The 19,867-nt window shown below is 68.9% G+C and carries 13 protein-coding genes and 1 pseudogene; 4 read left to right on the forward strand and 10 right to left on the reverse strand.

Annotated elements, in window-relative coordinates; genetic code table 11:
- Positions 1 to 30: 30 nt before the first annotated feature.
- Positions 31 to 1,485: an adenosylhomocysteinase gene (gene ahcY, locus AB8619_RS12405; protein WP_436792942.1), complete on the reverse strand. Its 1,455-nt coding sequence runs from the start codon at positions 1,483 to 1,485 to the stop codon at positions 31 to 33.
- Positions 1,486 to 1,876: 391 nt separating this feature from the next.
- Here ahcY and AB8619_RS12410 point away from each other — a divergent pair, with 391 nt between their 5' ends.
- Complete coding sequence (locus tag AB8619_RS12410) at positions 1,877 to 2,857, forward strand: DUF559 domain-containing protein (protein ID WP_436792943.1); 981 nt, start codon at positions 1,877 to 1,879, stop codon at positions 2,855 to 2,857.
- A 65-nt stretch (positions 2,858 to 2,922) separates the two neighbouring features.
- Here AB8619_RS12410 and AB8619_RS12415 read toward each other — a convergent pair.
- The 4 genes and pseudogenes from AB8619_RS12415 to AB8619_RS12430 form a co-directional block, all read right to left on the reverse strand.
- Positions 2,923 to 3,132: pseudogene (locus tag AB8619_RS12415) on the reverse strand (Rdx family protein); the annotation flags it as partial.
- Positions 3,133 to 3,194: 62 nt separating this feature from the next.
- A complete protein-coding gene (locus tag AB8619_RS12420; protein ID WP_436792944.1) occupies positions 3,195 to 4,151 on the reverse strand; it encodes an SIS domain-containing protein in 957 nt (318 codons plus the stop codon).
- 7 nt (positions 4,152 to 4,158) lie between these two features.
- Complete coding sequence (locus tag AB8619_RS12425; protein ID WP_436792945.1) at positions 4,159 to 4,398, reverse strand: Trm112 family protein; 240 nt, start codon at positions 4,396 to 4,398, stop codon at positions 4,159 to 4,161.
- 28 nt (positions 4,399 to 4,426) lie between these two features.
- Entirely contained in the window at positions 4,427 to 5,776 is a 1,350-nt protein-coding gene (locus AB8619_RS12430; RefSeq protein ID WP_436792946.1) for a phosphomannomutase/phosphoglucomutase, read from the reverse strand.
- A gap of 63 nt (positions 5,777 to 5,839) precedes the next feature.
- Between AB8619_RS12430 and AB8619_RS12435 the strand changes: the two genes are divergently transcribed.
- Both AB8619_RS12435 and AB8619_RS12440 read left to right on the forward strand, forming a co-directional pair.
- Positions 5,840 to 6,334, forward strand: coding sequence for a DUF4190 domain-containing protein (locus tag AB8619_RS12435; RefSeq protein WP_436792947.1), 495 nt, complete (start codon positions 5,840 to 5,842; stop codon positions 6,332 to 6,334).
- A 58-nt stretch (positions 6,335 to 6,392) separates the two neighbouring features.
- Positions 6,393 to 8,204 carry an ABC transporter ATP-binding protein gene (locus AB8619_RS12440; protein ID WP_436792948.1) on the forward strand — a complete coding sequence of 604 codons (1,812 nt, stop codon included), beginning with the start codon at positions 6,393 to 6,395 and terminating at the stop codon, positions 8,202 to 8,204.
- Positions 8,205 to 11,216: 3,012 nt separating this feature from the next.
- Here the strand turns inward: AB8619_RS12440 and AB8619_RS12445 are convergent.
- Together AB8619_RS12445 and AB8619_RS12450 are read right to left on the reverse strand one after the other, a co-directional pair.
- Positions 11,217 to 11,960 (reverse strand): CPBP family intramembrane glutamic endopeptidase, encoded by a 744-nt coding sequence (locus AB8619_RS12445; protein ID WP_436792949.1) that lies wholly within the window; start codon positions 11,958 to 11,960, stop codon positions 11,217 to 11,219.
- Between the two features lie 49 nt (positions 11,961 to 12,009).
- Positions 12,010 to 12,240, reverse strand: coding sequence for a DUF3499 family protein (locus tag AB8619_RS12450; RefSeq protein WP_436792950.1), 231 nt, complete (start codon positions 12,238 to 12,240; stop codon positions 12,010 to 12,012).
- Between the two features lie 84 nt (positions 12,241 to 12,324).
- Between AB8619_RS12450 and ftsH the strand changes: the two genes are divergently transcribed.
- Positions 12,325 to 14,256, forward strand: a complete 1,932-nt coding sequence (ftsH, locus tag AB8619_RS12455) for an ATP-dependent zinc metalloprotease FtsH (RefSeq protein ID WP_436792951.1) — start codon at positions 12,325 to 12,327, stop codon at positions 14,254 to 14,256.
- A 33-nt stretch (positions 14,257 to 14,289) separates the two neighbouring features.
- Here the strand turns inward: ftsH and AB8619_RS12460 are convergent, their stop codons facing one another.
- The 3 genes from AB8619_RS12460 to AB8619_RS12470 are packed head-to-tail and all read right to left on the reverse strand — an operon-like array spanning position 14,290 to position 19,760.
- Complete coding sequence (locus AB8619_RS12460; RefSeq protein WP_436792952.1) at positions 14,290 to 14,745, reverse strand: thioredoxin domain-containing protein; 456 nt, start codon at positions 14,743 to 14,745, stop codon at positions 14,290 to 14,292.
- A gap of 51 nt (positions 14,746 to 14,796) precedes the next feature.
- Positions 14,797 to 16,617 (reverse strand): DUF5719 family protein, encoded by a 1,821-nt coding sequence (locus AB8619_RS12465; RefSeq protein ID WP_436792953.1) that lies wholly within the window; start codon positions 16,615 to 16,617, stop codon positions 14,797 to 14,799.
- The gene (locus tag AB8619_RS12470; RefSeq protein WP_436792954.1) at positions 16,614 to 19,760 is read right to left on the reverse strand and encodes a glycosyltransferase family 2 protein; all 3,147 of its coding nucleotides are present in this window, start codon (positions 19,758 to 19,760) and stop codon (positions 16,614 to 16,616) included. Before AB8619_RS12470 ends, AB8619_RS12465 begins: the two co-directional genes overlap by 4 nt.
- Positions 19,761 to 19,867: the final 107 nt, after the last annotated feature.

Raw genomic sequence — 19,867 nt, forward strand, 5'->3', positions numbered from 1 at the left:
CATCCGATCAGCCGTCGGCTGCCGGGACTGCTAGTAGCGGTAGTGGTCCGGCTTGTAGGGACCGTCCTGCGGCACGCCGAGGTAGTCGGCCTGCTCGGTGGTCAGCTGCGTGAGCTTCACTCCGAGGGCGTCGAGGTGGGCGCGTGCGACCTTCTCGTCGAGCACCTTGGGGAGGACGTGGACGCCGAGCGGGTAGTTCTCGGCCCGGTTGAAGAGCTCGATCTGCGCGACGACCTGGTTGGAGAACGAGCAGCTCATCACGAAGCTCGGGTGGCCGGTGGCGCAACCGAGGTTCAGGAGACGACCTTCGGCCAGCATGATGATGCTGTGGCCGTCAGGGAAGACGAACTCGTGGACCTGCGGCTTGATCTCGATCTTCTGGACGTCGCTCATGCGAGCGAGGCCGGCGATGTCGATCTCGTTGTCGAAGTGACCGATGTTGCCGACGATGGCGTTGTGCTTCATCTTCGCCATGTGGCCGGCGAGGATGATGTCCTTGTTGCCGGTGGCGGTGATGAAGATGTCAGCCCGCTCGAGGACGTCCTCGAGGGTGGTGACCTCGTAGCCGTCCATGGCCGCCTGCAGCGCACAGATCGGGTCGGCCTCGGTGACGATGACCCGGGCGCCCTGGCCACGCAGTGACTCGGCGCAGCCCTTGCCGACGTCGCCGTAGCCGAGGACGACGGCGACCTTGCCGCCCATCATCACGTCGGTGGCGCGGTTGATGCCGTCGATCAGCGAGTGCCGGCAGCCGTAGAGGTTGTCGAACTTCGACTTCGTGACCGAGTCGTTGACGTTGATGGCCGGGAACAGGAGCTGGCCCGACTCGAACATCTGGTAGAGGCGGTGGACGCCGGTGGTGGTCTCCTCGGTGACGCCCTGGATGTCCGGAGCGATCTTGTGCCAGAGCTTGTTGTCCTGAGCCTGGAGCTTGCGGAGCAGGTCGAGGATGACGCCGTACTCCTCAGGGTCGTCCTCGGTGGCCTCGGGAACGACGCCGTCCTTCTCGAACTGCAGGCCCTTGTGGACCAACAGCGTGGCGTCGCCGCCGTCGTCGAGGATCATGTTCGGGCCGTGGAAACCGGCACCGGTCGGGTCCGGCCACTGGAGCGCCTGCTCGGTGCACCACCAGTACTCCTCCAGCGTCTCGCCCTTCCATGCGAAGACGGGGACGCCCTTGGGCTGCTCGATCGTGCCCTCGGGGCCGACGGCGATCGCCGCTGCGGCGTGGTCCTGGGTCGAGAAGATGTTGCAGCTGACCCAACGGACGTCGGCACCGAGCGCGGTGAGCGTCTCGATGAGGACGGCGGTCTGGATGGTCATGTGGAGGCTGCCCATGATGCGGGCGCCGGCCAGGGGCTGCTCGTCGGCGTACTCGGCGCGGAGCGACATCAGGCCGGGCATCTCGACCTCGGCCAGCTCGATCTCCTTGCGACCCCAGGGGGCCAGGCTCAGATCGGCAACTTTGAAATCAGTGAAACTCATGGTTGGAAGGCACCTCACGTGCGCGTCGCCACGTCGGGGCGACATCGTCGGGATTCGGGAGGTGGCTGGGCGCAACCAGCGCCGATCATCACAGCCGACCGACCCACCACCCTAGATCGTCGGACCACCTCACCCCGACCTCTCCACCCACCCCACCCACCCCCATCGTTCTGGTGAACGACCGACACCACCAGATGACGCACCCGTTCACCAGAACCCACCCCCATCGTTCTGGTGAACCATCGACACCACCAGATGACGCACCCGTTCACCAGAACAGGTTGGGATTCCTGTCGGTGGGGGTCGATACCGTCGGCTCCAGGTCGCTCGACGAGTCGAGGACGGACCACTCGCACGCTCGGTGCCGACGCTCCCAGTCCTGCGAGGTCCCATGCTGCCCGACGAGATCCTCCACCTCATCCGACGTCAACACGGTCTCATCGCTGACCGACAGATCAGCGCGACGGTGGCGAGTCCCGCCGCCCGGCGGCGCGTCTACCGCCACCCCGAACTCGAACGTCTCAGCCCGCGGGTTCGGCGGCATCGGGCGGCGGGCGTCACGATCGAACAGGGACTCATGCACGCGCTCCTCGACGCTGGCTCGGCTGCACTCCTGTGGGGCAAGACCAGCGCCGCGCTGTGGGGCTTCGGGCCGTTCCGCCTCACGCCGCCGCACGTTGCGATCGGGCGCGGGAGCGGCGGCAAGGGCGACCGCCTCGCCCAGATCCACATGTTGCGATGCTTCGACGACGGAGCCCGCACGTGGCTCTCGGACCTCCCCGTCTGCCGGCCCGAGGAGACGATCCTGTGGCTCTCGGGGATGTGGACGCATCGGGTCGGCCACGAGCGAGCACTCGCGAGAATGGCCCGCACCCTCGACCAGGCGTGGCGCGACGACCTCATCGATGGCACCGCCATCCATGCACTCGCGGACCGGTCCGGCGGACGTGGCCGGTCGGGCATCGTCGTGCTCCGCTCGCTCCTCGAGGATCGGCCGCCCGACTACCAGCCGTCTGGGAGTGGCCTCGAGGACCGGTTCGAAGAGATCGTGCCGTGGACCGTGCGCTCTGCTCTCGAACGACAGGTGTGCGTCGACGGCGAGCGGAAGACCCGCATCGTCGACTACCGACTGGCCACATGGCCCTTGATCGTGGAGATCAACGGATTCGGCCACACATCGCTGAGCGAGCGAGACGATGACGACGAGCGCTACGCCCGACTTCTCGAGATGGGCTACTCGGTCGTCGTCTGGTGGGCGCACGACATCTGGCATGACCGTCAGACCGTCGGCCGGGTGATGGCCGACCTCGTCCGCAGCCCGGACCTCGTCCCGACGCTGCACCGCCCGACAGCTGCTCCCTGGACCCTCTGATTCTGGTGGTCAATCGACACCACGAGATGTCGTCGTCGTTCACCAGAACGATGTGGGAGGGAGGGTCAGTCTCGGGGGATCTCGGGGCCCATGCGTTCTTCGGCGAGGGCCTTGACCTCGCCTGGTTCGGCGTGGCGGCCGAGGGCGGCCTTGGAGAAGATCAGCTCACCGTCGAGGGTGACCTCGAAGCGGCCCTTGTCGGCGGGGATCAGATCGATGTTCTCGATGATCGGCGCCCAACCATTCAACAGTTCGTCCGTCAGACCGACGGCTCTCGGAACATAGTTTCAGGGGACGCAGAACTCGATCGAGATGCGGTGGCGCGGGTCGAGGAGGCTCATGCCTCCGACCATACCGCCACCGGTCCCGGATCGATCTCGAGCTCCTGGGCCAGGTGGTGGCTGAACACGTCGCCGTAGAACACCAGGTCGAGGACTTGCGCCAACACACCCTCGCCTTCGGCGGCGACCACGTGGCGCTCGTGCACGACCTCGTCGAGGAGGTCGGCCACTCGGGCCATCGGCCCGTCGGTACCGGCGGGCTCGTGGTCGTGGCGCAGCTCGACCAGCGAGAACACCTGGCGGGTCATGTCGCCGTGCTGCCCCCAGCCGGCGAGCTCGTCGTCGCCGAGGTCGGGCAGGGCATTGGCGAACGAGGCAGCCTTGGCGCCGAGGTTGACCTGCTGCTTCCAGCGGGCGGCGACTGCGCCACCCAGCGGATCGGGGCCGTAGACGAGTGGCAGCGTGCGGCCGACGCGTCGAGCCAGTCGGCGTGCCGGGCTGTCGGGGCCGGTCAGCTCGTCTCGGCGGCGGCGCAGTTGTGCGGCCGCCGCAGCGACCGACGACTCGACCTCTGCGTACTGGCCCAACTGCTCGAGTGCTCGGAGCACCGACACCAGCGCACCGGCGAGCCCGGTGCGTTCGAGTGACTCGACGTGGGCGACCGGCAGCGACACGAACGTGGCGCCGGCGGCCGTCGAGGACCGGTCGTCGACCGAGGCATCGGCGACGTCGCCGACCGACAGGACCAACGATCGGGGTCCGACGAAGGCCGGGAACGCTCCCCGCACGGCGATCACCGGGATGGTGGCCACCGAGGACACGAGCGTCGTCACGAGGTCGCCGAGCGGTGCCAGACCGGCGCCGGCCGAGACGATCACGTGGTCGATGTCGGTGATTGCGGGCAGGCCGGCGACGGGATCCATGCCCGCCTGCTCGACCTGTTCGGGCATGGCCAGGACCGCGTCGAGGAACCCGAGGGTGTCGATCGGACCGTCGGGCAGCGGTGCCGTCATCGAGGGATCAGCTTGCGTCGAAGGTGGGCGAGATCCCGTCGGCCTCGGCCTTGGCGAGGAGACGGTCGACCTCGGCCTGATCGATCGAGGTCGACTCGTCGATCAGCATGATCGGGATGTCGTCCCGGATCTCGTACGTCCGCTGGAGACGCGGGTTGAGGAGGATGTCCTCGTCCGCGAAGTAGTACAGCGGGCCCTTGTCCTCCGGGCAGGCGAGGATGTCGAGGAGCAGTTGGTCGAGTGCCATGGCGCTCACCCTTTCACGGGGATTCGGTTCAGTGGAAGTGGGACCGGACTTCGGCGACCTTGGCGTCGCACGCTTCCGGGGTGGCTGCTTCGAGATTCAGACGCAGCAGCGGTTCGGTGTTGCTCGGACGGAGATTGAACCACCAATCGCCACCGTCGACGGTGAGGCCGTCGATCCGGTCCTGATCGAGGTCCGCGTAGGCGGCCGCCACACGCTCGATCACGGCGGCGGTGTCGTCGACCTCGGTGTTGATCTCGCCCGACGCGGCGTACCGCTCGAAGGGCTTGCGCAACTCCGACAACTTCTGGCCGCTCAGGCTCAGCTGCTCGAGCACCATCAGCGCGGCGATCGCCCCGCTGTCGGCCCGCCAGTTGTCACGGAAGTAGTAGTGCGCCGAGTGTTCGCCACCGAACGCCGCACCGGTCTCGGCCATCACGGCCTTGATGAAGCTGTGCCCGACACGTGTGCGGACCGGCGTGCCGCCGTTCTCGCGGACGACCTCCGGGACCGACTTCGAACAGATCAGGTTGTGGAGGATCGTGGCGCCGGGATCCTTGTCGAGCACACCCTTGGCGACGATGGCCGTGGTCGTCGACCCCGACACCGGCTGACCGAGATCGTCGACGAGGAAGACCCGGTCGGCGTCGCCGTCGAAGGCGAGCCCGAGGTCGGCGCCGGCCTCGAGGACCCGCGCCTGCAGGTCGACGAGGTTGTCGGTGTTGAGCGGATCGGCCGGGTGGTTGGGGAAGTTCCCGTCGAGTTCGCCGTACATGACCTCGACGTCGACGGGCAGCGGATCGAACACCAGCGGGACGACGAGGCCGCCCATGCCGTTCGCCGTGTCGGCGATGATCGTCATCGGCGACAAGGCGCTCGTGTCGATGAACGACCGGACGTGGTCGGCGAACGCCTCGCGCAGATCGTCGTCGGTGACGACGCCACGGGGCCCGGACGAGTCGAGATCGCCAGACAGCACCGTCTTCTTCATCTCGTCGAGCCCGGAGTCGGAACCGATCGGACGGGCGCCGGCGAGCGTCATCTTGATGCCGTTGTACTGCGCGGGGTTGTGGCTCGCGGTGAACATCGCACCCGGAGCGTCGAGCGAACCCGAAGCGAAGTACAGGAGGTCGGTCGAGGCCAACCCCAGGCGGGTGACGTCGAGACCCTCGGCCGTCACGCCGTCGCAGAACGCGTCGACGAGCTCGACGCCGGATTCGCGCATGTCCCGGGCGACGAGCACACGCTCGTGGGGGTACGGCTGGGTCTTCACGAACCGTGCGAACGCGACCCCGATGCTGCGGACCAGCCCGGCATCGAGTTGGTCGGGCGTCGTCCCCCGGATGTCGTATGCCTTGAAGACAGCGTCGATGTCGGCCACAGGGGAAGCGTGGTCGGCACCAGGGCCGATCTGCAAACGGGACGGACGGTACGATCCGACACGATGACGGATCAGCCGCCGAGCCCTGGACACTGGAAGGCCTCCGACGGCAACTGGTACCCGCCGGAACAGGCTTCGCCTCCGCCGCCGCCCGCACCACCGCCACCGGCGATGTACGCCCAGGGCGGAGGAGTCCCGGGACAGCCACAGGTCTACGGCGCGCCACGAGCGTCGAACGGCTTCGCCACCGCGGCGCTGGTCCTCGGCATCCTCAGCATCCTCCTGTTCTGGACCTTCGGGTTCGGCGTGATCGCCGGCATCCTCGCCATCGTGTTCGGCATCGTCGGCCGGAGCCGGGCGAAGCAGATGGCGGTCGACTCCCGGGCCGGCCAGGCCACGGCTGGCATCGTGACCGGCGTCCTCGGTGTGCTCGCCGGTCTCGCGTTCATCGCGCTGATCGTCATCGCCGTCGACGAGATCGACTTCGACGAGATCAACAGCGACCCGCCGGACGGCGTCTGCGACCCCGATCGGTTCATCCAGGACCCCGACTGCTGACTCCGCTCACGCGGAACCGGAACATGACTCGGGCGAAGTCCCGGGCAGACTCGTCGCCATGAGCACGCCGACCGATGTGATCGACGCACCCACGGCCAGCGCGCTTCGGCGACTGTGGCAACACGCTCGGCCCTACCGCCGACGCGTGGGTTGGGCGACGCTGCACTCGGTCCTCAACAAGATCTTCGACCTCGCGCCGCCCCTGCTCATCGGCCTCGCCGTCGACGTGGTCGCCAACGACGGCGACGCGGTTCTCGACAACCTGGGGCTCACGACGCAGCGCTCGCAGATCGTCGGCATCGCCGTCCTCACCTTCGTGGTGTGGGCCTTCGAGTCGCTGTTCGAGTTCTTCCATCGGGTGGCCTGGCGGAACCTCGCCCAGGACCTCCAGCACGACCTTCGCATCGAGGCATACGGCCACGTGCAGGAACTCGAGCACGCGTGGTTCCAGGAACGCGCGACCGGGGACCTGATGGCCGTGCTCAACGACGACGTCAACCAACTCGAACGCTTCCTCGACATCGGCGCCAACGAGATCATCCAGGTCCTCACCACCGTGCTCGCCGTGGGTGCGGTCTTCGTGATTCTCGACCCGATCGTGGCGCTCCTCGCGATCGCCCCCATGCCCCTCATCCTCTACGGATCGTTCTGGTTCCAGCGCAAGCTCGAGCCCCGCTACGAGGCGGTGCGCAACCAGGCGGGATTCCTCAACGGGCAGCTCGCCAACAACATCCTCGGCATCTCGACCGTGAAGAGCTTCACGGCAGAGGATCGCGAGACCGCCCGGATCGCCGACGAGTCCAACCGGTACCGCGACACCAACCGCAGCGCGATCTCGCTCTCGTCGGCCTTCACCCCGCTGATCCGCATGGCGATCCTCGTCGGGTTCACCGGCACCATGATCTGGGGTGGCTTCGAGGCGATCCGGGGCGGGACGTTGACGGTCGGCCAGTACAGCGTGCTGCTGTTCCTGAGCCAGCGGCTGCTGTGGCCCCTCACCCGCCTCGGCGAGACGTTCGATCAGTACCAGCGGGCGATGGCCTCGACGAACCGCATCCTCGACGTCGTCGACACCGAGCCCACCATCGTCGGCGGATCGACACGGCTCTCCTTGGCGAAGGGCGATGGACACGTCGTGTTCGAGGACGTCACCTTCGCCTACGACGACGCCGGCAATGCCCTCGACGCCGTGCGGATCGACCTCGCCGCGGGGACCACGACCGCGGTCGTCGGACCGACCGGATCGGGCAAGAGCACCCTCGTCCGACTCCTCCTGCGCTTCTACGACCCGGACGAGGGCCGGGTGACGATCGACGGCCACGATGTCCGCGATCTCGACCTCGGCGACCTCCGCCGGCTCACCGGCCTGGTGAGCCAGGACGTGTACCTGTTCCACGGCTCGGTACGGGAGAACATCGCCTACGGCCGACCCGATGCCAGCCTCGAGGACGTCGTCGCCGCGGCAACGGTGGCCGAGGTCCACGAGTTCGTGATGACCCTGCCGGCGGGCTACGACACGATCGTCGGCGAGCGGGGCCAGAAGCTCTCCGGTGGTCAGCGCCAGCGCATCTCGATCGCCCGGGCGATCCTGAAGGACCCGGTCATCCTGCTCTTGGACGAAGCCACCTCGGCCGTCGACAACGAGACCGAGGCCGCCATCCAGCGGTCACTCGATCGGATCTCCGCCGACCGGACCACCCTCGTCATCGCCCATCGGCTCTCGACCGTCCGCAACGCCGACGTGATCCACGTCCTCGACCGAGGGCGCATCGTCGAGCGCGGGACGCACGACGAACTCGTCGCCCGCGAGGGGCCCTACGCCGCCCTGTGGGCCGTCCAGACCGGCGAGGCCGTCCGTCGGGATCACTGACGAGGTCGACTCGACCGGTTCGAAGAAGAGGTCGCCGTCGCGAAGACGACGGACGGCGACAGGACCGGCCCGCCACAGGGCCACGACCAGCGCGATGCCCAGGAGACCCAGCAGGTAGCCGAGGTAGTCGATGCCCGTCCGCCCGTAGGTCATCGACACCTGCGTGTCGGTGGGCACGACGACCATGAGGTTGGGTGCCACCCGGTAGGGGCCATCGGCGCCGGAGACCTCCCAGTTCGGGAAGTACGACTGCTTGACCAGCACGGGCACGCCGGGCTCGTCGACGGTGAAGGAGATGCCGTCGCGACCGATCTCGACGTCGTCGACGACCGCGGTCGGTACGGGACGCCGCTCGGGCGTCTCGCCCTCGCCGACACGCTGCCATGCGTCTGGCCCGGTCGCGGCGAGCGCGACGTCCCACGTCGACGAGTCCTGGAACCAGTCGAGCGCCGGCCCGGTGCACCGGCCGGTGGTGTCCTCGCCGCTGCACAGCCAGTCGTGCTGACCTTCGCCGTTGGTCGTCACGGCAGGTTCGAACGCGAGCGCTTCGACCACCGGTGCGTCGGCGACCTCGTAGACGACCCAGGGGCCCGACGCTGCGACCTCGGTCAGGTCCGGATGTGCCTGCGCCGCAGCGTTCGCCTCGGCACTCTTGGCCATGTAGTACTTCACGCCCATCAACTGGAGGTGATCGACCCCGGCCTCGAGGTCGAGATCCCGGTAGGGCAGGTCGCGCTGCGCTCGTGACGGTGTCGCCGACAGCTCGGACTGCATCAGGAAGTGGAACGGGGTCGTCGACGAGGCCTCGAAGTAGAGACCCTCCATCGACCCGATGCAGCCGTCGGTCCAGTGCGGGAGGAGCATCAGGGCCATCGGCGTGCCGTAGTCGTTGAGATCGGGGCTGTACTCCCACAGCGCCATGCCGCAGCCGCGCTCCTCGCCCACCTCGGCCATCGTCGAGACGATGCCGCGGTACTCGGGGTAGGCGGGCTTGCGCTCGTAGCCGAGGTAGTTCCACTCGGCCCAGCCGGTCACGAAGTTGCGGCCCGTGACGTCGACCGCCAGGGCATCGGGGACGTCGATGCTGAAGACGCCCGGCACGCCGACCGTGGCGTTGAGTCGGTACGTACCGTCGGCGTTCTCACGGCCGCCTGGCAGGTTCCGCAGCTGCCCACCGAGGAAGAGGGTGAGCAGGAGGAGGACGACCGGCGCGGCGATCCAGTTGATGCTCCGCACCGGCCGCTCGGGTCGGCTGGCGAAGACGTGAGCCATGGCGCGAGCGACCTCGCCGACGCCGATCGCGGCGAGGAAGTACAGGACGAGGTACCAGAACGGCAGCAGACGTGCGTTCCACAGACGCCCCTGCGGGGCGTAGACGAAGGCCAGAGACAAGCCCAGGCCCAACACGACGAGCGCCGAGCCGATCCGACTCTTGAACGCCAGCGACAGCACGGCGCCGACGAGCGCCAGAGCGGCCACGATCTTGAGGTCGCCCGGGACCAGTTCGGGCCACACCGACTCGGTGAACCACGTCCAGATCGACGTGCCCTCGGTGTGGACGGCGATCTTCGCCCAGCCCATGTCGTTGAGATAGATGCGTCGCCAGAAGAAGGGCAGGACCCACCACGACGCGAGCAGTGCGGTGACCAGGCCGGTCGAGAGGAGCCACCAGGTGCGGGCGGCACCGACCGGGCCGGAGGCGTGAGGGCTGTCGGCGTCTTCGTCCGACTCCGGGCCGTCGACCGGTCCGAGCCGCGCCCACCACAGCACCGCGATCATGATCGTCACCACGGTCGCCACGACGAGGATCGGGCCGGTCGAGGCGAAACCGGTGGCCCAGGCGGCCAGCGCCGCCCCATCGACGACGGCCAGGGCGACGAGGGCGGCGACGGCCGCACGTGTGCGTCCCGAGCGGGTCGTCGTGGAGACCTCGTTGGTGATGTGGACGATCAACAGGACGGCGGTCGCACCCAGCGCGAAGAACGCCGGGATCAGGTGGCAGAGACCGACGAGCGCCAGCATCACGGCGGCGGTGGCCCGGTGGGTGCCCGTCCGGAGGCCGTGGACCAGCACGCCGAGATAGGCGATGGCCAGGGCGAGGCTGATCGAGAACGCGAACTCGCCGGCCATCGTCGACGCGATGTTGCCGCCGTAGATGGTGAAGTTCTTGTCGAAGAGGAACGCGAGCGTCGCGACCGACAGCAGCGCCGGCGTCGGGTACGGGAGACGGGCGAGTCGACCGAAGACGAACGCCGAGATCGGCATGGCGACGACGCCGGCGACGGTCACCAGCTTGAACGACGGCCCGTAGGGCATGGCGATGCCCGCGACGGCCACGACCACGGCGAGCGCACCGAGCAGGCGGGCCCGGCGATGGCGACCGACCCGGATGGCGAGCACGCCGGCGAGCACGGCGAGCACCATGGCGACGAAGCCCACACCGGTGTCGAACGAGTACCAGATCCCGGCGAGACCGAGTCCCACCAACGCCACGGCCGACACCGCGGCGGCAGCCCGCGTCGTGCCGGACGCCTTCGTGCTGATGCCGAGCGATACCGCTGCGCTCACCAGCGACGCGGCGCCGCCCAAGCCGGCGTTGAGGACCACCATCGCCAGGAACGGGACCACCATGTAGAACTGGAAGACGGGGAAGCCGGCGTACCAGTCGGGGGTCCATCCGGACAGGCGGAAGTCCGAGAGCAGGACGTCGCGCAGGTAGCCGAACGCCCAGACATGGGCGCCCATGTCGCCGCCCGCGGGCGTGGTCTCGGCGAGGATCAGATCAGGGTGGAGCTGCCAGAAGACGAAGAGCGAACACGCCGCGACGACGAGGACGTCGATGGTGCGTCGGATCCGGTGGTCGTCGGCCCGTGGGGGCAGCGGCGACTCCTCGGCCGGTACCTCGGGCGCGAACTCGGGTGCGTCGTCGTCCGGGGCCCCACCGGCCCGCCCGCTCGTGTCGATCACGCTCATCGCGCGCTCATCTTCCCATGGACCATCGTCGACACCCGTTCAACCCCGGGCGAGGAGCAGGACCACGGTCGTGGCGTTGAAGCCGACATGGGCCCAGATGTTCATGCCCAGACGTCCGGTCCGGTGGGCGATGATCGACAAGACCAGCCCGAACGCCGCCAACGCGGGGAACTGCAGTGCCTGGAGATGGCTCGCACCGAAGAGCAACGCGGTGATGACCATCGTCGGCCAGATCGGCAGCTTCCGGGCCATGGCCCGCTGGAGGAACCCGCGGTAGAAGACCTCTTCCGCCAGTGGCGCGCCCACGACGACCACCAGCACGAGCACGAGCACACCCATGCCGTGCGCCTTCTCGGTGATCTCGCGCGCCGGCGCCTCGAGTTCTTCCTGGTCGACGTCGGTCAGCAGGAAGACCGGCAGCGTGACCAGCGGGACGAGCACGAACTGGCAGGCGATCCCGATGGCCAACCCGATCGGCGCGTCGCGAAGGGTGGTCCACAGCCCCAGTTCGCGAACCGGGCCCCGACCTCGACGCCAGGTCGACAGCAGCGGCACCCCGAGGAACCCGATCCACAGCGGCACCTGCAGCAGTGCGACCTCGCCGATCGTGAGCGCGTCGGTGGTGAAGTCCTCGACCGGGATGCCCTTGGCCGCGGCGAAGACCAGGAGACCGAAGAACGAGGCGATCTGGGCGACCACGAAGGCGCCGAGGACGTCGACGACCCCCCACCGTGATGCCGGCTCGTCGACGTCGAGGTCGACGTCGGTCCCGGTCGCAGTCACTGCGCCAGGTTATCGACGGGACCATCCCCGTCGACATCGGCCCGAGCGGTCAGGACGCGAACCGGTCGCGGATGTCGAGCACGGGAGCCGACACCCGCTCGTCGACCAACGACCACCCGTTCGGCACCGACAGCCGCTCGGCGTGGAGCTCGCACAGGTCGTACTGCATCGGATGCGGCGCGGCGAGGGCCCCGATGGTCGCCGTACCCGACGCGTAGTCGTAGGTGAGGGTGGCGGACGGCGCCCGTTGGCACCCCGGTCGACTGCAGCTCGCGCTCACGGCCACGATGGTATCCAGGCACGGACAGACGATCGTGGACCACGCGGTGCCGGGACGACCCGTCGCCCCCGTATCCTGGGACCCATGCAACCGCAGTCGCCCCCGCCCCCTCCGCCCCCGCCCGGGCGCGAGCCGAGCGGCAAGCCGGGCAGCAAGCCCGGCAGTCGTGACGGGTTCCTGTCCGGCCTGCCCCGCTGGTCGATCTGGGTCCTGCTGGGGGTACTGGTCCTCGGCTTCACCGTCGCCGGGCTCTTCCCCAGCGACTCGGGCGAGGACCTCACGTACTCGGAGTTCCGCCAGAAAGTCGTCGCCGGCGACGTCAAGGAAGTCACGGTCGAGAACAACGACGGCAACATCGACGGCGAACTCGAGGACGGAACCAAGTTCTCGACGACCGGTCCGGTCGACGGCGGCATCCCCGAGGCCGACATCTCGCTGCTCCAGGAGAACGGTGTCGACGTCAGCTACAACACGTCGACGCCCAGTCTGTTGTCGGCGATCCTGCCCTACGTCATCCTCTTCGGCCTGTTCATCGGCTTCTTCATCTGGATGCAGCGTCGTGCCCAGGGCCAGATGGGCGGCGTGATGAACATCGGCCGCTCGAAGGCCAAGACCTACGACACCGAACGTCCCGGCACGACCTTCGAGGACGTCGCCGGCTACGAGGGCGTCAAGCAGGAGATCACCGAGGTGGTCGACTTCCTGCGCCACCCCGAGAAGTTCGCGGAGATCGGCGCCCGCATCCCCAAGGGCGTGCTGTTGGTCGGCCCCCCGGGAACCGGCAAGACGCTGATCGCCCGAGCGGTGGCCGGCGAGGCCGGCGTGCCGTTCCTGTCGGTCACGGGCTCCGACTTCATGGAGATGTTCGTGGGTGTCGGCGCCAGCCGGGTCCGCGACCTGTTCCAGACCGCGAAGAAGATGGGCAAGGCGATCATCTTCGTCGACGAGATCGACTCGATCGGTCGCAAGCGCGGGGCGGGCCTCGGTGGTGGCCACGACGAGCGCGAGCAGACGCTCAACCAGATGCTCTCCGAGATGGACGGCTTCGAGGCGACCGAGGGCATCGTGATGTTGGCGGCGACGAACCGTCCCGACATCCTCGACCCGGCACTGCTGCGGCCCGGCCGTTTCGACCGCCAGGTCGTGGTCCCGCTGCCCGAGCTCGACGAGCGCCTCGCCATCTTGAAGGTGCACACCAAGAACAAGATGCTCGGCAACGACGTCGACCTCACGACGGTCTCCCGGGGAACACCGGGCATGAGCGGCGCCGACCTCGCCAACCTGGTCAACGAGGCCGCGCTCTACGCGGTCCGTGGCGGCAGCGACCGCATCCACATGCAGCACTTCGAGATGGCCCGCGATCGGGTCCTCATGGGACAGCGGCGGGACTCGATGGCCCTCTCCGACGAGGAGAAGGAGGTCATCGCCTACCACGAGGCCGGACACGCCGTCTGCGCCGCCGTGCTCGAGCACGCCGACCCCGTGCACAAGGTCACGATCCTGCCCACGGGCATGGCGCTCGGCGTGACGCAGCAGCTCCCCGCCGAGGAACGCCACATCCACCGGCAGGACTACATCGAGGACAGCCTCGTGGTCCGGATGGGTGGCCGCATCGCCGAGGAGACGATCTACGGCGTCTACTCGACGGGAGCGAACAACGACCTCGTCGGCTCGACCGAGTTGGCCACGAAGATGGTCCGGGAGTGGGGCATGTCGTCGAAGATCGGACCGCAGGCCTGGGGCAGCCAGGGACAGGTGTTCCTGGGCGACAGCCTCATGAGTTCACGCGAGTACTCCGACGACACCGCACGCGTCATCGACGAAGAGGTCGAGCGCATCCTCCGCGAGCAGGAACAGCGGTGCCGCGAGACGCTGCACCTCCACCGCAACGGACTCGACCTCGTGGCCCGGGCCCTGCTCGAGCGCGAGACGATCGACGGCGCCGAGGTCACCCGGCTCATCGAACTCGGCCAGGAACCCGCCGGTGCTCGCCGCGAGTCGACGCCTGCCGACTGACCGTCAGCTGACGCCGTCAGTCGCTGACGCCGGTCAGTCGCTGATGTGGGTGTCGCAGTCGGCGGGGACCGAACCCGGTTCGCGTAGCTCGGCGACCGCGGCCCACAGATCCGTGGCCGTCGCCGGCCCGAGGAACGACGACCGGACGACGCCCTCGGCGTCGGCGACCAGGGTCGTCGGGATGGCGTCGATGCGGTAGCGGTCGTGGATCTCCTTCGCCGCCGTCACCTCGATCTGCTGCACGGCCACGGCATCGGACTCCAGGTGCTTGGCCTTGTCCCACATCCCCTGGCACGAGCGGCAGGTGGACGAGGTGAACAGGACCACCAGCCAGGGGGCATCGGGGCGGTCGAAGTCCTCGCGGTGCAGTTGCGTCGGCACGTGATAGCCGGTGTCGGCCGGTTCCACCGGAGGCTTCCGTCGTTGCACGACGGCGGCGACCACGACCGCCACCAGGCCGACGACCACGACGATCACGACTCGTTCCATCACCGTCGACGCTAACCGTCCCCGGTCCGCTCGCGACAGCGAGCGCCGACCTCAGGGCGTGGTCTCGGGGACCTCGTCGGGTGGGATCTCGCCCTCCGTCGTCGACGTGGTGGTCGCGTCGGGGTCGGTGGCCTCGGCGTCGGGGTCGTCGATGACGATCGTCTCGTCCGGCTCGGGCAACTCGACGTCGCCCGGCGCCACCGGGACGTCGCCGTCGTCGGGTTCCGGGTCGTTGAGTTCGCCGACGTCGACCTCGGGGGCCGCAGCGTCGAGCGGGTCGATGGGGGCGCGCAGTCCTTCCGGGCCGGGTACGCCGACCGCGTTGGACATCCCTCGGTCGTCGTCGCCGACGCGATAGAGCCCGCGCTCGACGACGATCGGCTCCGTGGATCGCACCTCGAGCGGCAGGGTCCCCGAGTCGGTGTTCTCGTCCAGCGACACCACGCGCCGCTCCCCCGGTCCCAACTCGATGCCGGTCAGGCCGGCCACGGGGAGCCGTTGTCCGCCGGCGACCACCTCGATGTCGATCTCGCTGAGCACCTGGTTGTCGAGGTTGACGAGGACCAGGAACTCGTCGTTGTCGTCGTTGGCGGCGCCTGCGGCGAACGTCCAGGTCTCGGACTCGACGGGCGACCCGGTCGTGACGGTCACACCCCGTCGGTTGGTCCGGTCCGAGTAGACGACACGCTCGGCCACCACGGGCACGTCGTTCACCGATCGGACGATCGCCGAGTGCCCGACCTCGGCGGGGACGCGGTCCTCGGCACCGACGTCGACGACCTGGTGGGCTCCGGGCGCCAGGCTGATGTCGATGGGGTCGGGGATGCCGTTGGTCTCGGGGTCGTCGAGCACGAATGCGATCTCGGCCTCGGCGACCTCGTCGCTCGGGTTGTAGACGACGAACTCCTCCCGGACCTCGTCGGACCGGTAGCCGTCGGGGTAGACCCACGCGTTCTGGGCGCTCGGGACACCGAGCTGTACGGTCAATCCGCGTTCGGTGTCGGAGTTCTGCCGCACGATGCGATCGACCACGATCCGCCCGCTGCGGGTGGTGATCGTGGCCGCGACCTCCTCACGACGGGTCACGTCGTCACCGAGGTCGACGCCGATCGTGCCGCGGCCGGGCACGACCAGGCCGTCGAACCGGACCGGCTCACGGACGCCGTTCTCGGTCGAGAACCGGCCGTCGACGATCGCGTCCTGGGGGAACGGGTTGAAGAGCACCAGGAGCTCGCGGGAGTCCACCGTGGTGTCGCCCCAGGCGAAGTGCCATTCGGGTGCTGCGGCCGTCGCACACGGCTTCGAGTCGCGGCCGTGGACGCTGCGCACCTCGTGTTCGACGACGATCCCACCGACGGTCGACTCGACCAGTGCCGAGGCGATCGGGGCGTCCATGATCTCGGAGAGCACGACCCGCAGCCGTGACTGCGGCTCGACGATGAGCTCGCTGACCTCGGGTGCGGAGCGTTCGGTCTCCGAGCCTTCGGGGTCCGGTGCCTCGGTCGTGGTCGTCTCGTCTGGCGCCTCGGTCGTGGTGGTCGTCTCGTCCGACGAGTCCAGGTCGTCCGGGTCGACGACGGTGGACGGCGGTGCCACGACGCCGGCATAGGTCGTCAACGTGACCGTGGCCTCGGTGTCCGTCGGGTTCAGGACGAGCACCACGTGATCGGCGAACGCCTCCTCGTCGGCGGTTCCGCCTGCGCAGTACCAGGTCGACGACAGCGCACCGGGCGAGGCGATCGGGAACACCGACGAGTCGATCGCCGCCGCTTCGGTGCCGACCGTGGGGGTGTCGTCCACCGACCGGTCGATCAGGAGCGCGGCGACGAGGCTGCCGAGGATCAGCACGACCACGGGGAGTCGACGGTTCATGACTCGACCTCGGCTGTCGGGAGGAGCGGGGTCCCACGCACTCGTGTGGACCGTTGGAGCGCCACGAGGGCCAGAGCCCAGAAGGCGATCTGCACCAGCACCATGCCGTAGCGAAGCGGACTCGTGTCGTAGCGCAGGACGCCCTGCCCGGAGTCGGCGACCTCGTACCCGTCGGCCCAGCCGAACAGCTTCGTGCGGGGAACTGCACGGCCGTCCACCTCGAGTCGCCAGCCACCGGCGGCGGCCGCGGAGTGCAGGACGGTGCTCCCACCGTCGAGGGGTCCCTCGAACGTCGTGTCGCCGGTGCGTTCGTCGAGCACGGCCGCCGCTCCCTCGAGGTCGGCAGCCGACACGTCGAACACGGTGCCGCCGCCACCGTCCGGTGCGATCGTCGAACGAGCCGGGAGGACCGCCTCGTTGCGGTAGACGATGTAGGCCGAGTTCACGGCGATCTCGACCAGGTTGAGTTGCCCGGCGAGCGTGTCGACCAACTCCGGGTCCACCGGACGCTGCACCCCACCGAGGGGTCGGGGGGCTGCCGCGCTGGGGAGGACGATGTAGCGGACGGCCATCGGGGCGAGCATCCGTCCCAGGCGGGTCGTCTGTCCGTCGGCAGCAGCCCGGATCGAGTCCTCGACGAGTTGCGTCGAGCCCTGTGGCGAGCCCGGCCACTGGTCGGTGAGTGACGGGAGTCCGTCGTCCGAGGTGGCGTAGGAGACCTCGTCGCTCAGGCGATACCCGCTGATCGGGAGCACATCGGGGTCGCCGAGCCACAGCACACGGAAACCGGGGTCGTCGTCCTCGAAGAACGCGAACGCTCGCTCGAGACCACTCGAGGGCAGGTACCAACGACCGTTCCCCGCGTCGAACACGGTGGGCAGCGCGCCGACGATCAGCGCGACGCCGGCCGCGACGGCGGCCACCTGCCGCCAGCCGAAACCGTGCTCACGCAGGTCCGACTCGAACGCGATGACGCCCATGGCGACGGCGACACCGAAGGCCATCGCCGCCGGTGCGAGCATCGCCACAGGAGAAGGCGTGGCCACGGGCAGCCAGCCCTGGGCATCGGCCCACACGAGACCGAAGAGCGACAGGGCCACACACCAGGCGCGGACGGCCCAGTCGAAGCGCCAGTCGCGGGCGATGAACAACGGGAGCAGTGCAGCGATCGGGATCCCCACCAGGAGGCGCGACCCACCGACCGGACCGACGTCGAAGCGCAGCAGTTCGGCGAGTGACAGCGGCACCGGGCTCCGGGGACCGACGACCATGTCCCACGTGGCGCCGGGAAGGATGAACTCGAACGCCCAGGGGACGTGCAGCACGATCGCCAGCGCGAGGCCGGCAGCCGACCCGACGACGAGACGGGTGGCCCGCACCGTCGCGCCGACCAGCAGCGAGCCGACAGCGAGTCCGACGACGACGGCGACCACGATCGGGACGATCGCAGGGTCGATCGCGGCAACGAGTGCGAGCAGCAGACCGAGGGCGACGATGCGCCCGCGACCACCCCGGATCCGGGCCGTGGATGCGACCCGCGGCGCCGTGACGTCGACCTCGTCGACTTCGTGGTCGACGAAGGGAGCGAAGCCGCCGATGCGGGCGAGGAGGCTCAGGATCCACGGCGTCGCGCCGTAGATCGTCAGTGCTCCCCAGTCGGCGGAGGCGATGGCGTCGTAGGCCAGGGGCGTGGCGCCGTAGACCACCAGGGCCACCGCCTGTGCATGCACCGACCGAGCGGGGCGGAGGAGCCGATAGGCACCGATGAGGCCAGCCGCGAGCGAGCCGATGATCAGGACCTGGCGGAGCGTTCCCATCGCGCCGACGAAGAGGACCCCGAGGAGCCCGAGCAGGCCGAACGCCGTCGGCGCCGGCGATTCGCTCCCCAGGCCGACATCGCGCCATCCCGACAGGTACACCCGGAACAGGTCGGCCGGCGAGGCGTCGAACGGGGCGAACCCGCCGACTGCGGCGACCGGTTGGAAGATCAGGTGACGGCTGCCGAACACGACGATCGCGACCGTGACCGTCCACGCCGCGATGGGCCAGCGCAGGGACCCGTTCCGCACGCCGTCGATGCCGCGGCGCAGTGACTGCTGGATCCGGTCGCTGCGTGACCCGCCGCGGTTCTGCCCGCGGACGAACCGCACGACACGGGCCGATCCCCGGAGCTGGAGTCGACGGATCTCGTTGTCGGGGACGGTACGGAACGCCTGGACCTCTTGGTGACGCTTCTTGATGTCGTCACGACGCTGGAGGTTCCATCGCCACGCACGGATCACGTCGACGGCCTGGCCACGCCGGCCGACCACCACCGAATAGAGGACCTCGAGGACGCTGACCAGCAACGCCTGCGGAACCACACGGATCCGGTGCCAGCGCCCGTAACAGATCAGCATCGTGCGGATCCGGTGGCGCATGACGCGGGAGCGTCGCTCCTCGACCGGCGAACGGTCGCCGAGCGCTTCGAGGTGGCGCACCACCGCGTCGGGAGCGACCACGACCCGACCCCCGGCCACATGGGCACGCCAGCAGAGGCTCAGGTCGTCGTTGAGGAGGTCGATGCCTTCGTCGTAGCCCCCGATCGCCTCGAAGAGGTCCGAGCGGACGAGGGTGCATGCGCCCGGGACCACGAACACGTCGCGAACGGCATCGTGTTGTTCCTGGTCGAGTTCGCCCGGTTCGACCGTCGAGGCCCGTTCGCCGGTCTTGTCGGCCGACTCGCCGACCTGGAGCAGGCGACGCTCGTCGTCCCACTGCACCAGCTTCGAGCCGACGACGCCGGCGTTCGATCGGAGCGCCTCGCCGACCATGGTGGTGATCGCACCGGGTGTCGGGGCGGCGTCGTCATGCAGGAAGCAGTAGAACGCTGCGCCGTCGACGACCTCGCGCACGCGGTTCGCCGCAGCGCCGAAGCCGGCGTTCTCTTCCAGACGGAGGACGTAGGCGTCGGGAAGCACCGACGCGACCCGTGCCGTCGGGTCGGTGTCGCTCGCCGCATCGACCACCAGGACCGCGAGATTGGAGTAGTCCTGCGCCGCGAGGGACGAGAGGGAGTCGTCGAACCAGGGTCCGGGGTTCCGGGTGACCATGACGGCGACGACCGCAGGGGCCGCGGGGCGGCTCGGGGCGGGCGTTTCCACGAATGCGGAAGGGTACCGGTCAGGGCGAGCCCGACCGTGACACGCCACGACTCCGGAGCGAGACACCCGTCACACGTGCTTGCAACTCCATGCAACCCCGCTTAGTC

This window comes from Actinospongiicola halichondriae, assembly GCF_049103745.1.
Lineage (GTDB): Bacteria > Actinomycetota > Acidimicrobiia > Acidimicrobiales > Salinilacustritrichaceae > Salinilacustrithrix > Salinilacustrithrix halichondriae.

Coding starts and splice junctions, on each gene's coding strand:
- AB8619_RS12460 (WP_436792952.1), bottom strand. CDS start 14,745: ATGGAACGAGTCGTGATCGTCGTGGTCGTCGGCCTGGTGGCGGTCGTG.
- AB8619_RS12420 (WP_436792944.1), bottom strand. CDS start 4,151: ATGACGGCACCGCTGCCCGACGGTCCGATCGACACCCTCGGGTTCCTC.
- ahcY (WP_436792942.1), bottom strand. CDS start 1,485: ATGAGTTTCACTGATTTCAAAGTTGCCGATCTGAGCCTGGCCCCCTGG.
- AB8619_RS12440 (WP_436792948.1), top strand. CDS start 6,393: ATGAGCACGCCGACCGATGTGATCGACGCACCCACGGCCAGCGCGCTT.
- AB8619_RS12435 (WP_436792947.1), top strand. CDS start 5,840: ATGACGGATCAGCCGCCGAGCCCTGGACACTGGAAGGCCTCCGACGGC.
- ftsH (WP_436792951.1), top strand. CDS start 12,325: ATGCAACCGCAGTCGCCCCCGCCCCCTCCGCCCCCGCCCGGGCGCGAG.
- AB8619_RS12410 (WP_436792943.1), top strand. CDS start 1,877: ATGCTGCCCGACGAGATCCTCCACCTCATCCGACGTCAACACGGTCTC.
- AB8619_RS12465 (WP_436792953.1), bottom strand. CDS start 16,617: ATGAACCGTCGACTCCCCGTGGTCGTGCTGATCCTCGGCAGCCTCGTC.
- AB8619_RS12425 (WP_436792945.1), bottom strand. CDS start 4,398: ATGGCACTCGACCAACTGCTCCTCGACATCCTCGCCTGCCCGGAGGAC.